Genomic DNA, 16,301 nt, shown 5'->3' on the forward strand with positions numbered 1-16,301 from the left:
GCCTTCTAGCATGTCAAATAGGGGATCGGAACCCTCTTTTACCGGTGGTCTCTGCGTGCAAATGCCCACGGATGCCGCATCGGTTGCGGTGTTGGAAGAACGCGCCCGACTGCTGCGCCGTGAACGCCATGATGAGCCGTTAGCTGGGGCAGCGGAATCTTGCTATTTGCGCATCTCTTTAGGCGAAGAGGCCCGTTACGGTATCCCTTTTGACGCGCTGGAGGAGATACTTTATCCCCGTGGCGTGCGCGCCATACCTGGTGTTCCACCACACATTGCCGGCGTTATGAACCGCCGGGGGGAGTTTGTGACGGTGGTAGACCCGGCCCCACTTTTTGGTTTACAACCCCAGTCGATTACCAAAAATAGCCGAATCATTGTGGTACAATATCTCCAGCATATGGTTGCTGGTTTGTTGGTAACAGGTGTCGAGAATGAGGTCCGTTATCATCATGACGAACTGACCGCCCCTTTCCCCACCCGTAATCTTTCCACCGATTTTATCCGTGGTATCCATTTGGGGAACGTAACACTGCTGGCTCCCCGTACGCTACTGGCCTCGCCGGAGGTCCAGATAAACCATTTGAACCGTTCAGAGGATGCGATTCATGGCTAATATGCCTCACTCTCATATGCAAGCTGCGTCCGAGCCCAGCTTGGATCTGGATCACATAGAGCAGATGAAACGCTTTGTCGGGTTTACCGAAAAAGATGCGAGCATCCTCAAAAAATTACGCCCTGTGGCGGCCAAACATGCCACAGCAGTTGTAAATACCTTTTATACCCGTCTTAGCGGCTTTGCCCATCTGGAAAAAATCATTGGTGGCGCGGGTTCTTCGGTCGAGCGGCTCAAACGCACTCAAGAAGAGTATTTGGTGCAGCTCTTTGATGGTGAATATGGACGGGACTATTTCGTACGCCGCTGGCGTATTGGCCAGATACACAACAAAATTGGCTTAGAGCCCGATTGGTATCTGGGGGGGTACAGTCTTTATCGTCAACTTTTGCTGCCCATCTTGCTGGATGTTTTTGATAATAAGCCAAAAAAAGTTCAAAGGGCGATGGCGGCAATCGACAAAATTCTTACCCTGGACAGTGAACTGGCAATTGGTAGCTATATCGATGCGGTGATGGCGAGCCTGCGGGATATTAATGTCTCCAAAACCGAGATTGAAAAAAAAGTGGCCGATTATGGCCATTTTATTGATCTGGTGGCCGATGGCGACTTGACCCCGCGCTTGGCCATCGAGGGGGATGATGGTTTGGCTCAATTGGGCAACAACCTAAATGTCATGACCGAACGCTTGGCTGAGATGGCCCGCTCCATCAACAGCGCCAGTAACGCCATGCGCCACACCCTGAGTAGTGTGCATAAAGCGGTGGCGGATCAATCCTCGGGTGCGGCACAGCAGGCTGCTGCGGTCAATGAGACCACCTCGACCTTGGTAGAGATTCGCACCACTTCAAGCCAAACATTGGAAAAGGCCTCAGAGCTGGGTAAATCGGCAGAACGCACCCGTGAAGTTGGGGATCGTGGTTTGGATATGGTGGAAGAGAATATTGCGGGTATGCAGTCCATTCGTAACCGGGTCGAGGGGATTGCCGCCTCCATCTTGGCGCTTTCTAAACAGACCCAGCAGATTGGTGAAATCACCGGCGTGGTAGCAGGTTTGGCGCAACACTCCAAAATGTTGGCGTTAAACGCCTCCATTGAAGCGGCTAAGGCTGGGGATAGCGGTAAAGGCTTTGCGGTGGTGGCGGCTGAGGTAAAAGATCTGGCCGAGCAATCTGAGGAATCCACCGCGCAGGTGCAGAAAATTTTGACCGAGATCCAACACGCCACCGACCGCGCGGTTATGGCCACCGAAGAGGGTGTCAAAGATGTGGATCAAGGGGTGATTCTCATGTCACGTACGGGCGAAGTGGTGCGCGACCTTAAGGATGTCATTCACCAATCGGTTTTGAGCAGCCAACAGATCGTTGCGGCGGTGCGTCAGGAAGCCGTTGGCATTGATCAGGTCTCCATGGCGATGAATGAGATCAATTCGGTGACCGGGCAGTTTGTGGAAGCGACCCAAAAAACCTCGGTAGCCAGTGAAGATCTCAACCATCTTGCCATCACTTTGCAAGATATGGTGGCGCGCTTCCGCATTTGATGGCAAAAGCAACGGTTATGCGCCTTTGCCTTCCTATTCCTTTAGAACTCGGGTTCCTGTCTCATGGAGTTGGATGCTGATTTTCTCAACGAGTTACTGGCCACCTTCCGTGCGGAACTGGAGGATCAAACCGCTATTATGGGGGATGGTCTGCTGGCTCTGGAAAAGGGGCAGGATGAGCAAGCCCGACAGGAGACCATTCATCAAATTTTCCGGGCTGCCCATAATGTTAAAGGGGCGGCAAGGGGGGTGGAAATCCGCCCTCTTGCCGACCTTTCACACCGTTTAGAGAGCCTCTTTAGTGCTTTGCAAAAGCAAAATGCCACCCCTAATCCCGGCGTGATCAGTTTAGCGCTGGCGGCGGTCGATCAGATGCGCCAACTTGGCATGGTGTTAATTCCTGGGGAGCCGACACCGGCAGAAATCACGGCGTTGTTGGATCAACTGGATCAAGCGGCGCAGGGCCGATTGGCGGGGCAAAACGTTGAAGCAAGCGTTGCAGCGTCGCCGTCACCCCCTCCCACAAAAGCCCCCACAGCGCGCTTTGAACAGCAAACAGAACCCATGCTGCCCACCGCTTTGGCCGCACCATTAAGCCAAGAGAACAGGACTCAACCGAGCCCACAGGCTGAGCCACAGCCTCAGGCTGAATACCGAGAGCAAGAACCTAGCCCACCGCACACCAGTGCCCCCAGCTCTGGGGAGAACCATAAGCCCCATGACGCAATAACTGAAACGGCCATCCCTGCTGCCCCACAACAGCTCCATGAGCGCTCTGTCGAAGTAGCAGAGCCAATCTCTGCCATGGATGAGGAGATTCCCAAGCAGGTAGAAGAGCCCCACAGCCCCGCAGGGGTGGCTGGGCAAGCGTCTGCTGCGCCTACTGGCGAACAGAGCCAAGCGCCCATCCGGCACCAGACCCCAGTCATGAAAAGTGCCGTACACCATGAAATGGTGCGTGTCTCGGCCACTAAAATTAATGAGGCCATTGGTCTGGCTGAGGAGATTCAAATCAGCAAGGTGCAGATGGAGGGTCTTCAAGCGGGCGTACGGCGGTTAGAGGGCAATCTGCTTAATCTTCTGCATCAAATCACCTGTTTGGGGGATTTTAGCGAGGATGGCATGGGCATGCCAGACCCCGCGCTTTGGCGTGACTTCGCGCAGAACGCACCGGACCTGATGGTACAATTGAAAGAGGATTTACGGGCGACCCGCTACGGCGTTAAGGAACGTGCCAAACGGTTGGGCTTGTTAAGCAACAACCTGCAATCCAACCTGCGTATGATGCGCCTTGTACCGCTCTCAACCATGACTCGACCTATGGCACGTACCGCTCGGGATCTCTGTGTTGAGTTGGGAAAATTGGCTGATTTTAAGGTGGTTGGCGATGAAATTGAGTTGGATCGTGCTGTTTTGGAGCAGCTTAAAGATCCCTTAACCCATCTTTTGCGCAACGCGGTGGATCATGCCATTGAAACACCCCAAGCACGCCTTGCGGCGGGTAAGCCTGAGCGAGGGGTGATTCAATTAGAGATCATCGCTGACGGCGGAACCATCCGTTTGGTGTTGGAGGATGATGGGCGCGGTTTGGATCTGCAACGTATTAAAGAGAAGGCGATTCGGGAACGGCTGATTGGGGCCGAGGATGCCCATATGATGGATGATGAAGCCATTACGGAACTCATCTTTATGCCCGGTTTTTCCAGTCGTGACGAGGTCACGTCCGTCTCTGGGCGGGGGGTGGGGTTGGATGTGGTGCGGGCCAATTTACGTCATATTAATGGGCAGGTTCGGGTGCGCACGCAACACGGTAAAGGGACCCAGTTTGTTCTAACCGTGCCCTTGACCCTGGCCACCGAGCGAGGGCTGTTGGTGGAGTTGGCCGGGGAGGTGTTTGCCCTATCTATTTCCCATGTTGAGCGCATTCGTAGCGTGCCGCGCTCGGCAGTACGCACCTTGGAGGCTGGTCCTGCGGTGGTGCTGGATGGCCGTCCCATGCCCCTGCATAGTTTGGCGGATCTGCTTAACATATCGGGCTCGCGGGCATTGAGTCTTAACCCTATGCCGGTGGTGATTCTTTCCAAAGGGTGGCACCAAATGGCGGTGGTGGTGGATGACGTGGTGGGGGAGCAAGAGATCGTGGTCAAGCCGTTTCAGCCACCGCTCTGTTCCGTCAAGCACTTGAAGGGGGGCAATCTGGACCGCAACGGTAATATTGTGGTGGTGTTGGATTCGGCCTCGCTGGTGGATGCCGCATTAGAAAACCGCACCGCTCCTCTACCCTTAGAAGGGCAGGAAGCCGGAACGAGCATCAACAGGCCCAAAGTACCGCATATTTTGGTTGTCGATGACTCCATAACCACCCGTACCTTGGAGAAAAATATTTTAGAGGCCAAAGGCTTTTTGGTTACCACCGCCGTCAATGGGCAAAAAGGCTGGGAAACCCTGCAAGAGGGGCAGTTTGATCTGGTGATCAGTGATGTAGAGATGCCCATTATGAACGGTTTTGAGTTTGCCCGTACCATCCGCGACGATAGCCGCTATGACGATCTGCCGGTTATTATTGTCTCCTCGCTGGATTCGCAAGAGAACAAACGGCGCGGTATGGAAGCGGGAGCCGACGCCTATATCGTTAAAGGCAGTTTTGAAACAGCAACCCTGCTCCAGACGGTGCGGCAACTATTGGCTATAGAAAACTGACGCAGTTTTACGCAACAAAGCCACTCCTGGATGGAAAAAATGGCGTAACAGCTGCCATGTCGCTTGTGTATTATGGGGGTATCAGTCTATTCTATCTTGATGGTTTTTTTACGGGAAGATCTATTTTCCAAATGTCGACACTGGGGGGTGTGCGCATTATCTTTTGACCTCAACGGTTTGGAAAGCATCGCCTATCATGAAGCAACCCATACGTATTGTCATTATCGAGGATTCTGCCGTCGTCTCTATGCTGTTAAAGGCGATCCTTAACAATGAAGCGGATATGGAAGTGGTTGGGGTCGCAGCGGATGGTCGTGAAGGGGTGCGCCTTGTGAGTGAGTTGCGCCCAGACTTGATTACCATGGACATACGCATGCCGGTTATGGATGGGTTTGAGGCCACCCGGGAGATTATGTCCAGCCATCCCACCCCCATCGTGGTGATTAGTTCCAGTGTGGATGATGAGGAATTAAAGATCACCTTTCGTGCCATTGAGGTTGGCGCACTTTCTGTTCTGGAAAAACCCCATGGTCCTGGCAACCCACAGTTTGAAAGCAACCGCCGCGAAATTGTCGAAATGGTGCGGGCTATGGCGGATGTTAAAGTATTCCGCCACCAGCGCTATCGGGGAGAGCGGGTCGGGGCTGGGGTAGGGAGTAGCCCTGCTCCAACCAGCAGCTGTTCGTGTTCGTCCATGCCATCCAGCCGAAGCCCCGCACAACCTTTTGAGCTGGTGGCGGTAGGAGCCTCGACCGGCGGCCCCCAAGCCTTGCATGCACTGCTACGCAACTTACCTGCTGATTTTCCTCTGCCCATTTGCGTGGTTCAGCATATTTCTCCAGGTTTTGTGGGGGGGTTGATTCAATGGCTCAATACCGACAGCGCTCTTAGGGTAAAGATGGCTGAACAGGGTGAGTTACTGCGTGCGGGGCAGGTCTATTTTGCCCAAGATGGTAAGCATCTTCAGGTTAATCGTGCCATGGACGGTGGTTTGCAGGCGGGTTATGTTTTGGAACCAGAGAGTTTGCATCGGCCAGCGGTAGACCAGCTCTTTAACAGCGTTGCCCGCGAATGTGGTGCCATGGCGATAGGGGTTATCCTAACTGGCATGGGAGATGATGGTGCTAAGGGGATGAAGCGCATGCAAGAGCGGCTGGCTATGACCATTGCCCAGGATGAGGCATCCTGCGTGGTGGCGGGCATGCCCCGTAGCGCCGTTAAATGTGGTGCGGTCAAAGAGATCGTGGAGATGGATAGAGTAGGTCCTCGCCTAATCGAACTGACTCTGCCTATGCGGTTGATCAAAAAAAGTATGGTGTTTTCATGAGCATGAAGGAACTCGTCGACCCCCAAGCCTTAGAAAAAATGTTCCAAAAGGAGTGTAAAACCCGGCTAAACCGGTTTACCACCACGCTCTCTCACACCGCTCAAGACCCGGATGATGAAAGCCATTGGAACGCGCTACACCAAGAATTGGATAGTATTGCCAACGCGGCACGCAGTGTGAATGATCAGGAGACCGAACGGGTATCCCGTAAATTGGCGACACTCGCGCGACAGGCGCGGCAGCGTCAACCGTTGCGTATGAAAGTACTAGAAATCTTATTACGGGGGGTAACCGCCATCCATTGCCACTGCCTGGAACCTCAGCGTTCCGCAACCGGCGAGGTGCTGGATTATGTTCGTTTGGAGAAGCGTCTCATTGAGTTTACTTATGATACTCAAGACGAACAGTAATCTCTCGACGTGATCGCGTTAAATTTTTAGAGAATCTATGGATTTATCCTAAAAGTATAAATGCTTATGCCCTGTTTTTTTACCAGTATAGGGACAACTTTGCGTGCGGTTTTCAGGAGCAAATTTTCATCTTACGGGCTAACACAAACCCGCGTGCGTGGCCAATGGCTGGCCTTGCTACAGCAAAGAAAACGCCATGAAAAAAGCTGTGACATTGGTGCTAGCCGGTCGGGTGCAGGGTGTGGGATTTCGCCCCTATCTCTACCGTTTGGCCCACAGTTTGGGGCTGGTTGGCGAGGTCTGGAACGAAGGTGGACAGGTGCGCCTGCATGTGCAGGGCGACACCCCAGCGGTTGAGCAATTTCAACGACGTCTCATGCAGGAAGCGCCCCCCCTGGCCCAACCGGTGTTGGTTTCGGCCACCGCAGCGCCTTTAAGTTTAGCCACCGATTTCACCATTGTCACCAGCCAGCCGAGCCAGACCGCCCCCTATCTGCCCCCCGATCTGTTTTGTTGTGATGAGTGCTTGCAAGAGATCGCCGACCCCGGTGCCCGGCGCTACCGCTACCCCTTTACCAATTGTACCCAATGCGGTCCTCGCTATACCCTGATTGCGGGCTTACCCTATGATCGCTCCCGCACCTCGATGGCGCAGTTTCCTCTCTGTAAGGCCTGTTTGGCCGAGTATCAAAACCCCCTGGATCGACGCTTTCATGCCCAACCTTTGGCCTGTCCAGCGTGTGGCCCGCAGCTCACGTGGCAATACGGATCTGAAAAAATTATAGGGGAATCGGCGCTTACCCAAGCGGTGGCGGGTTTGCAGCAGGGGCTGATTGTGGCGGTTAAGGGGGTAGGGGGCTACCATCTGTTGTGTGATGCCCGCCACGCGCCAGCGGTAGAGACTCTGCGTCAACGGAAACAGCGTCCCCACAAACCCCTGGCGGTGATGCTCCCCCAGCTGGGCGCCGATGGTCTGCAAGGAGTCGCGGCCTACGTCAAACTTAGCGAACCCTATGGGCGGGCCTTATTGGATCCTAGTCGCCCCATTGTGCTTATTCCCCTTAAACCCGACCATGGATTCGCCCCTGGGGTGGCACCGGGACTGGATGAGGTTGGTATCATGTTGCCTTACAGCCCCTTACACCATCTTCTTCTGCAAGAATGGGGGGGGCCGCTGGTGGCCACCAGCGGTAATTTAAGTGGCGAACCGGTGTTGCTGGATGCCCAAGCGGCTGAACAACGCTTAGCTGGGGTGGCGGATGCCTTTTTGCACCATAATCGCCCCATTTTACGACCCGCCGATGATGGGGTGGTGCGTCTGATAGCAGGTAAAGTGCGTCGGCTCCGGGTTGGTCGGGGCAGCGCACCATTGGAATTGACCCTGCCCCAGCCCTTGCTCCAGCCCAGCTTGGCGCTAGGGGGGCAGATGAAGAACTGTGTGGCCCTAGGGTGGGCTGCGCGGGTGGTGCTCTCGGCCCACATTGGTGAAATGGCATCTCCCCGCAGCGCCCAGGTTTTAACCCAGGTGTGTGATGACCTACAGACCATCCACGGCATTCAAGCCCAACAGGTGGCCCATGACGCCCATCCTGGCTATACCACCACGCGGTTGGCTAAAGGCATGGGTAAGCCGTTAATCGCGGTGGCCCATCATCATGCCCACGCTTCGGCGCTGGCTGGGGAACATGGCATAGGAGGGGGGGACGCCAAACTGTTGCTCTTTACCTGGGATGGCACTGGAATGGGGGTGGGGGAGTATCCTGCCACACTGTGGGGCGGTGAGGCTTTTTATGGGGGGCCGGGCGCGTGGCAAAGGGTGGCCTCCATGCGCCCCTTTCGACTGCCCGGAGGCGAACAGGGAGGGCGCGAACCCTGGCGCATAGCCGCCTCCCTATGCTGGACCATGCAGCGCCCTTATCCGCACGCGCCCGAAGCCGCAGCGCTGCTGCATAAAGCATGGAGCAAGGGCATGAATAGCCCTTGGAGTAGCGCGGTAGGACGGCTGTTTGATGGCGCGGCTGCGCTGCTTGGATTGGTGCAAAAGAGCAGCTTTGAAGGGCAGGGGCCGTTTTTGTTAGAGAGTCTCTGTGAGGGGCAGCCAGGAGAGGTCATCCCCCTACCACTTACCCTTGACTCGCAGTCGATCTGGCGGAGTGATTGGTCGGCATTGGTGCCTGTCTTACAAGATGGTCGGCGCAGTGTGCAGGCTCGGGCAGCTCTGTGGCATAGCAGTATGGCCGCCGCTTTGGTGGCACAGGTCGAGCAGATTCAAAAACATTATCCCGTATCCGCTGTGGGGCTGACAGGGGGGGTGTTTCAAAACCGTCATCTTACACAGCAGGTAGCCATGCATCTTGCCCAGCGGGGCATAGCATTGCTGTTGCATGAGCAGGTTCCCATGAACGATGGGGGCTTGGCCTATGGTCAACTGGTGGAATTGGCCGCGCGGCAACAGCAGCATGCGCAGCAATAAGCGCAGATGGGTCTCTCTATTATCCGCCATCCACAGCAGCTTGGTCCACGCTTGCTGTGTGCGTAGGGAAAACCCCGGTTGGGGCAGAAATGCTTTCTAAAACAGATCCTGTAGGGTCAGTGCGCTCAGTATGGAAAAAGCGGTTAGCCATTGGGCCAGAACCCAAAGGTTCTGGCCCAGCATGGTACGGTATTAATCCCGTTTAATGTGAATCTGCTCTAGATTACGCACCGCACCTTCCGCCGCCGAGGTGGTTAAAGCGGCATAGGCTTGTAGTGCTTTAGAGACCACCCGCTGACGTCCCACCGGCTTAAACGCCTCATTCCCACGGGCCAACATGGCTTGGCGGCGCTCGGCCAATTGGGCATCACTAAGCTTGACCTGAAGCAACCGGTTGGGAATATCAATCTCAATAAGATCCCCCTCTTCCACCAGACCGATGGCCCCCCCTTGAGCTGCCTCGGGTGAGCAGTGACCAATTGAAAGGCCCGAGGTGCCACCAGAAAAGCGTCCATCGGTAATCAAGGCACACGCTTTGCCCAGCCCTTTGGATTTTAGAAAACTGGTGGGGTAGAGCATCTCCTGCATGCCGGGGCCACCCTTGGGGCCTTCATAACGGATCAACACGACGTCGCCCGCCTTGATCTGGTCCGCAAGAATGGCGTCACACGCTTCATCTTGACTATGGAAGATACGCGCCGGGCCGGTGAAGCACCAAACCGATTCATCCACCCCAGCGGTTTTAACAATGCAGCCATCCTGGGCGATGTTGCCAAACAGAATGGCCAGTCCACCATCCTTGGAGTAAGCATGTTCGCCGCCACGAATGCACCCGTCCACACGGTCGTCATCCAGACTTTCCCAACGGGCCGACTGACTGTAGGGCTCAATGGTGGGAATGCCGCCCGGTGCTGCGTAACAACGGGTTAGCGCTTCTTCAGTGACCTGGGGAGAAACAATATCCTCCTTTTTCAGGGCTTCGGCCATGTTGGGGGCATGCACGGTAAGGCAGTGATCGTTGATCAGGCCGATGCGGTTAAGCTCGCCTAGGATGGAAAACACCCCTCCAGCCCGATGCACATCCTCCACATGATATTTTTCCGTCGAGGGGGCCACTTTACACAGACAGGGCACGCCACGAGAGAGTCGGTCAATATCAGCCATGGTAAAGTTTACCTCTGCCTCGCGGGCGGCGGCGAGTAGATGCAAAACCGTGTTGGTTGATCCCCCCATGGCAATATCCAGCACCATGGCATTTTCAAAGGCGGCAAAGGTGGCAATACTGCGGGGCAGTGCCGATACATCATCCTGTTCGTAGAAGCGGCGGGTAAGTTCGACAATGCGTTTAGCCCCATCTAAAAACAGCTTTTTACGTGCCGTGTGGGTTGCCAATACAGTGCCATTGCCGGGCAGGGAGAGACCCAAAGCTTCGGTTAGACAGTTCATAGAGTTGGCCGTGAACATGCCTGAACAGGAGCCACAGGTGGGGCAGGACGAACGCTCATAGCGCTCCAAATCCTCACTGGAAACCGCACTGTTACCAGCAGCAATCATAGAGTCGATGAGATCAACCTTGCGGGCGGTGCCATCGGTTAGGCGAACTTTACCGGCCTCCATAGGGCCACCAGAGACAAAGACGGTGGGAATATTAAGGCGCAGAGCTGCCATCAACATACCGGGGGTGATCTTGTCGCAGTTCGAGATGCAAATAAGGGCATCCGCCGTATGGGCGTTGCACATATATTCTACGCTATCGGCAATAATATCCCGCGAAGGCAACGAATAGAGCATGCCACCATGCCCCATGGCGATGCCATCATCCACGGCGATGGTATTGAACTCTTTTGCGATCGCTCCACACGCCTCAATCTCTTCGGCCACCAGTTTGCCGACCTCCCGCAGATGCACATGACCGGGAACAAATTGAGTAAAGGAGTTCGCCACAGCGATGATAGGTTTGCCGAAATCCTCCTCCTTAATGCCAGTAGCCCGCCAAAGAGCGCGGGCACCTGCCATATTACGGCCATGGGTGGAGGTGCGGGAACGGTATTGAGGCATTGCGTTGTCCTTCTTCGTCATTTACGTGTATGATGCCGATCCTTCGGGTTTAGCATAGACCCAATCGTACCAGCAGCCGAGAGAAAATGCCCCTCTGAAAATGTGGGAAGTGAAAACCTCTTGACTGTCAGCAGTAACCTAAAGCGGTGTGACATGAGCCAATATTTTAAGATTCATCCAGAAAATCCACAAGCACGCTTGCTGCGCCAGGCTGCGCAAATTCTGCAAGAGGGTGGCGTTATTGTCTACCCAACCGACACCACTTACGGATTAGGCTGTGTGATGAGCAACCGTAAAGGGGTGGAGCGGGTGGTGCGTATCAAGCAGCTCTCCGATACCCACCAATTGACGCTGCTGTGTGCGGATCTCTCGGATATTGCGAACTATGCCCGTGTGGATAACAGCTGTTATCGTCTGCTCAAACGGTTTTTGCCCGGCCCTTATACCTTTGTCTTGGAGGCCTCCCGCGAGGTGCCGAAAAAAATCCTGCCACGGCGTAAAACCATTGGCCTACGGGTGCCCAATCATCAAATTTGCCATGCGCTGTTGGAACTGGTGGGGGAGCCGCTGCTCTCGACTTCGGTACGTTTGCCAGGGCATGAGGAGATTTTCACCGATCCTTCTCTCATAAGGGACCAACTTGAACACCAGGTCGACTTGATCATTGATGGGGGTATTTTACCCGAACACCCCTCGACCATTATTGATATGACCAGCGGGGAACCTGAGTTGCTACGCGAAGGGGCGGGGGATTCGGCGGCCATTTTTAAGTAAACGCAGATGGCGCGTTTGGGGCAATCAAAGCGCACACTAACCCCGTAAATGTTGCCAAAAGGGGCAGATTTTTATTTTTAAGCCGCGCACGTTACAGGCTTTTGCGAGGTAGGATTCGATTAATTCCTTGAATTATGCCGCGCTTAATGGTAGAAAGCGAGCACTTTTAAATATGCACGCAGCATAGACCGCGCCCCCGGTGCCCTGTGACGGGGTTGGGCGCTGCCAAAAGGCTATGTTGCGGAAGAACAACCGAGACATGGAGAGAAAAATGGCTAAGTATTCTGTTCGCGAACTGTTGGAAGCCGGTTTCCATTTTGGTCACCAGACCAAGCGTTGGAACCCCAAAATGAAGCGTCACATCTTCGGTGCCCGCAACGGCGTGCATATCATCAACCTGCAAAAATCGGTGGTGATGCTGCGTGACGCCTGTAATTTTGTGCGGGATACCGTGCAAGGCGGGGGTACCGTATTGTTTGTTGGGACCAAGCGCCAAGCCGTTGAATTGGTCTCGGCAGAAGCCAGACGTACCGGTCAGTTCTACGTTAACCATCGTTGGTTGGGCGGCACTTTGACCAACTGGCGTACCATTCAAGGCTCCATCCGTCGTCTTAAAGAGATCGACAAAATGCGTGTGGATGGCACCTTTGAGGCGTTGACCAAGCGCGAGACCCAGCAGCTTGACCGTGAAGGGCAGAAGATTGAGCGTGCCCTGGGTGGGATCAAGGATATGGAGCGTCAGCCCAACTTGATCATCGTTGTGGATACCCGGAAGGAGTCCATCGCTGTTAAAGAGGCCAACAAATTGGGCATTCCTGTGGTGGCGTTGGTGGACAGCAACTGTGACCCCGATCCTATCGACTACCCCGTTCCTGGTAACGATGATGCTATTCGCGCCTTGACCCTGTTTATCAGCAAGATGGGTGATTCTGTGATCGAGGGCATGCAACTGGCCGGTCGTGAAATCCCCAACAGCGGCATCTCTGCCGGTGAGGGTTCTATGGAAGCTCAGATGCTCAGCCAAGCGGGTGAAGGCGAGATGCAGAGCGCCGAGGCCTAAGCATAAAGCGTTTAATTGGAGGGTGGATGCCTCTCTTTTGAGGTCTCCACCCTTTTAAATATGTACACTTACCTGCCAGATGAATGGGGAGTTACCATGGCGGTTACCGCGAGTATGGTGAAAGAGCTTCGGGAAAAAACCGGAGTAGGCATGATGGATTGTAAAAAGGCGCTGGCCGAGACCGGTGGTGATATGGAAGCGGCGGTGGATTGGCTGCGCAAAAAGGGTATGGCCTCTGCACAAAAGAAATCTGCCCGTGTTGCGGCGGAAGGTAAAGTGACCACCCTCTCCCTGGGTTCTGTTGGGGTGATGTTGGAGGTTAATGCCGAGACGGACTTTACCGCCAAGAACGACAATTTCTGCACCTTTGCCGACACAGCCACCAAGCTGGCTGCCGATAATGGCTGTACCGATATTGATACGCTCAAGGCCCTTGATTACCCCGGTACAGGCCGCAATGTAGGGGATGAGTTAACCAACCTCATTGCCACCATTGGCGAAAATATGAACCTGCGCCGTATTGAGCGTATGGAAGTCTCCAGCGGGCTGGTGAGCAGCTACATTCATGCCGGTGGTAAAATCGGTGTGTTGGTGGCGCTGGAATCCACCGCTTCCGCTGATGCGCTGCAAGAGCTGGGTAAAAAGTTGGCCATGCACGTTGCGGCGGCTGCGCCACAGTTTCTCAACCGTGACAGTGTTGACAGCGAAGCCATGGAGCGGGAAAAGTCCGTGCTGATTGATCAGGCACGCGCCTCGGGCAAACCCGACAACATCATTGAAAAGATGATTGTTGGCCGCATGGACAAATATTATGCGGATGTCTGTTTGCTTGAGCAAGCCTATGTGATTGATCCTGACCATAAGGTGCAGCAGGTGGTTGATGCGGCAGCCAAGGAGCTTGGTTGCCCGGTTAAAGTGACCGGCTATGCACGCTTCCAGTTGGGTGAAGGGATCGAGAAAAAAGAAGAAGACTTTGCCGCTGAAGTTGCAAAAGTGGTACAAGGTTAATCGGTAAAGATACCCTGGAACATGGCCATCGCGGCGGGCTCCCTCACTTTGGACGGGGAGGGCGCTTGCCAGGGTTATGGCATGATTAAGTTGTTCTCAGGTAGGGCACCCTTAGGGGTGCCCTATATGTATCCGTAGGAGAATAATAAGAGGGAGGGGTGGTTTCTGCCATGGACGTAGCGCGCGCCAAACGGGTACTCTTAAAATTGTCAGGCGAGGCCCTTATGGGGGAACAGGCTTATGGGATTGCGCCTGAATTTCTCTCTTATTTGGTTGAAGAGGTCCAATCTGCCATAGCGCTGGATATTGAGTTGGCGTTGGTGATTGGTGGCGGTAATATCTTCCGGGGCATATCAGGCTCTGCCAATGGCATGGGGCGTACCCGTGCCGATCAGATGGGTATGTTGGCGACCGTCATCAATGGGTTGGCCCTACAGTCTGCCTTGATGCTTTCTGGTACAGAAGCCGTGGTGCAAACCGCGCTGGAGATGCCCCGTGTGGCAGAACCCTTTGATCATGATTCGGCTAAAAGCCACATGAAACAAGGTCGGGTCGTGATTTTTGTGGCCGGCACGGGTAATCCATTTTTCACCACAGACACCGCCGCCGCCTTACGGGCTTGTGAGATCGAGGCTGACTTGCTGCTCAAGGCCACCAAGGTGGATGGGGTGTATGACAGTGACCCGGTTAAAAATCCCAAGGCCAAGCGTTTTGAGACATTGACCTATCATGAGGTTTTAACAAAAAATCTTAAAGTCATGGATATGACAGCGATTACCCTTTGTCGGGAGAATCACATCCCAATTGGGGTCTTTTCCATCTTTGAGCGTGGCGCGTTGACCGCGGTGCTGCGTGGCGAACCCAAAGCGACCATCATTGAGGAGCGTAAAGAATGAGCATTCCCTTGATCAAGGATCTGGAACAGCGCATGAACAAGAGCCTTGCTGCGCTAAAAGATGAGCTTGCAACGGTGCGCACAGGGCGTGCCTCCACCAGTTTGTTGGATGCCGTCATGGTCAACGCCTATGGCAGCATGATGCCCCTTAATCAGGTGGCCTCCATGACCGTACCCGAGGCCCGCATGATCAATGTTCAGCCCTGGGACAAGGGACAGCTGGGTGCCATTGAGAAAGCCATTCGCGATGCGGATTTGGGCTTAAACCCATCTAATGACGGACAAATTGTACGCGTACCTCTGCCTGAGTTAACAGAAGAGCGCCGCAAAGATCTGGTTAAATTGGTGCATAAATACAGCGAAGCATGCAAAATTGCTGTACGCAATATTCGTCGTGATGGTATCGAAGGCTTGCGCAAAGCCGAGAAAAACAAAGAGATCTCTCAAGACGAAATGCATACGCAAGAGAAACTGGTGCAGGAGTCGACCGATAAGTTTATTAAGCTTATTGATGAAGCCATTGTGAGTAAAGAAGCCGATATTATGCAGGTGTGATTGTTTAGGGCTCCTGTTCAGCAGGGGCCCTACGGTTTGGAGTAAGGGTCACGCCTGAGGTTGGTGTTGCCTACGTGTGGAGTCAATAGACACCTGATTGCTTAGGTGTTTGGTTTACCCTATTGAGGGATCCTCTTGTCTAAATCAGCGCCCATCACCTTGCCTGAAAAACTGCCCCGGCATGTGGCCATTGTTATGGATGGCAATCGTCGATGGGCACGTAAGCGCTATTTGCCACGCTTGGAAGGCCACCGGCAGGGGGTTAAGTCGGTGCGTCGCAGCATTGAAGCGAGCCTGGATTTTGGTATAGAAACCCTAACACTTTATACCTTTTCTGCAGAAAACTGGAAACGTCCTAAGGATGAGGTCTCTGCTTTAATGAACCTGCTGGCGCTGCATTTAAAGCGCGAGATGGATGATCTGCATGAGCGAGGGGTCCGTTTTCGTGCTTTGGGGCGTCTGGATGAGCTCCCCACCAATGTGCGGGAGTATGTGCAGCAGTTGGAGGAGAAGACGGCTGGGAATACGCGTCTAAATTTTAATATTGCCCTCAATTATGGGGGACGCCAAGAGATTGTGGACGCAGCCAAAGCGATGAGCAAACAGGTGTTGGAGGGCCATTTAAAATGGGATGATATTGGCCCGGAGCATCTTGCTTGCCACCTGACCACCCACGACCAACCCGACCCGGATTTAATGATTCGTACTGGGGGTGATCATCGCATCAGTAATTTTTTATTATGGCAGATGGCCTATACGGAGCTGATTTTTTTACCCATCTATTGGCCTGAATTCAACCGCGACCATTTTCTCCAAGCCCTGCACGAGTATGCGGAACGTGAGCGTCGTTTTGGTGCAGCGGGTTAATCCACCTCTTCCCGATTT

13 protein-coding genes are annotated in these 16,301 nt (G+C 54.1%); 12 read left to right on the top strand and 1 reads right to left on the bottom strand.

Annotation, left to right across the window (positions count from 1 at the left end; all coding sequences use genetic code 11):
- The first annotated feature begins 10 nt into the window (after positions 1–10).
- The 6 genes from MMC1_RS19975 to hypF all read left to right on the top strand — a co-directional run bounded on the left by MMC1_RS19975 (position 11) and on the right by hypF (position 9,066).
- Positions 11–616 (top strand): chemotaxis protein CheW, encoded by a 606-nt coding sequence (locus MMC1_RS19975; protein ID WP_049757652.1) that lies wholly within the window; start codon positions 11–13, stop codon positions 614–616.
- Complete coding sequence (locus MMC1_RS19980) at positions 609–2,156, top strand: protoglobin domain-containing protein (protein ID WP_011713485.1); 1,548 nt, start codon at positions 609–611, stop codon at positions 2,154–2,156. The genes MMC1_RS19975 and MMC1_RS19980 overlap by 8 nt, the downstream gene beginning before the upstream one ends.
- Before the next feature lie 63 nt (positions 2,157–2,219).
- The gene (locus tag MMC1_RS19985) at positions 2,220–4,856 is read left to right on the top strand and encodes a hybrid sensor histidine kinase/response regulator (protein ID WP_011713486.1); all 2,637 of its coding nucleotides are present in this window, start codon (positions 2,220–2,222) and stop codon (positions 4,854–4,856) included.
- A 196-nt stretch (positions 4,857–5,052) separates the two neighbouring features.
- Positions 5,053–6,183, top strand: a complete 1,131-nt coding sequence (gene cheB / locus MMC1_RS09360; RefSeq protein WP_011713487.1) for a chemotaxis-specific protein-glutamate methyltransferase CheB — start codon at positions 5,053–5,055, stop codon at positions 6,181–6,183.
- A 2-nt stretch (positions 6,184–6,185) separates the two neighbouring features.
- Complete coding sequence (locus MMC1_RS09365; protein WP_143711396.1) at positions 6,186–6,593, top strand: hypothetical protein; 408 nt, start codon at positions 6,186–6,188, stop codon at positions 6,591–6,593.
- A gap of 196 nt (positions 6,594–6,789) precedes the next feature.
- Positions 6,790–9,066: a carbamoyltransferase HypF gene (gene hypF, locus MMC1_RS09370; protein ID WP_011713489.1), complete on the top strand. Its 2,277-nt coding sequence runs from the start codon at positions 6,790–6,792 to the stop codon at positions 9,064–9,066.
- Positions 9,067–9,258: 192 nt separating this feature from the next.
- On the opposite strand, the gene ilvD is transcribed toward hypF, so the two are convergent.
- Positions 9,259–11,124 carry a dihydroxy-acid dehydratase gene (gene ilvD / locus MMC1_RS09375; RefSeq protein WP_011713490.1) on the bottom strand — a complete coding sequence of 622 codons (1,866 nt, stop codon included), beginning with the start codon at positions 11,122–11,124 and terminating at the stop codon, positions 9,259–9,261.
- A gap of 153 nt (positions 11,125–11,277) precedes the next feature.
- On the opposite strand from ilvD, the gene MMC1_RS09380 reads away from it, so the two are divergent.
- From MMC1_RS09380 to MMC1_RS09405, 6 genes are all read left to right on the top strand, one after another.
- On the top strand, positions 11,278–11,898 hold the full coding sequence (locus MMC1_RS09380; RefSeq protein WP_011713491.1) for an L-threonylcarbamoyladenylate synthase: 621 nt from the start codon (positions 11,278–11,280) through the stop codon (positions 11,896–11,898).
- A gap of 271 nt (positions 11,899–12,169) precedes the next feature.
- Positions 12,170–12,958 carry a 30S ribosomal protein S2 gene (gene rpsB, locus MMC1_RS09385; protein ID WP_011713492.1) on the top strand — a complete coding sequence of 263 codons (789 nt, stop codon included), beginning with the start codon at positions 12,170–12,172 and terminating at the stop codon, positions 12,956–12,958.
- Between the two features lie 96 nt (positions 12,959–13,054).
- The gene (gene tsf / locus MMC1_RS09390; protein ID WP_011713493.1) at positions 13,055–13,966 is read left to right on the top strand and encodes a translation elongation factor Ts; all 912 of its coding nucleotides are present in this window, start codon (positions 13,055–13,057) and stop codon (positions 13,964–13,966) included.
- Positions 13,967–14,136: 170 nt separating this feature from the next.
- On the top strand, positions 14,137–14,862 hold the full coding sequence (gene pyrH, locus MMC1_RS09395) for a UMP kinase (RefSeq protein WP_011713494.1): 726 nt from the start codon (positions 14,137–14,139) through the stop codon (positions 14,860–14,862).
- Positions 14,859–15,416, top strand: a complete 558-nt coding sequence (gene frr, locus MMC1_RS09400) for a ribosome recycling factor (RefSeq protein WP_011713495.1) — start codon at positions 14,859–14,861, stop codon at positions 15,414–15,416. The genes pyrH and frr overlap by 4 nt, the downstream gene beginning before the upstream one ends.
- 135 nt (positions 15,417–15,551) lie before the next feature.
- Positions 15,552–16,283, top strand: a complete 732-nt coding sequence (locus MMC1_RS09405; protein ID WP_011713496.1) for an isoprenyl transferase — start codon at positions 15,552–15,554, stop codon at positions 16,281–16,283.
- Positions 16,284–16,301 lie beyond the last annotated feature (18 nt).

The organism is Magnetococcus marinus MC-1 (assembly GCF_000014865.1).
GTDB classification, from domain to species: domain Bacteria; phylum Pseudomonadota; class Magnetococcia; order Magnetococcales; family Magnetococcaceae; genus Magnetococcus; species Magnetococcus marinus.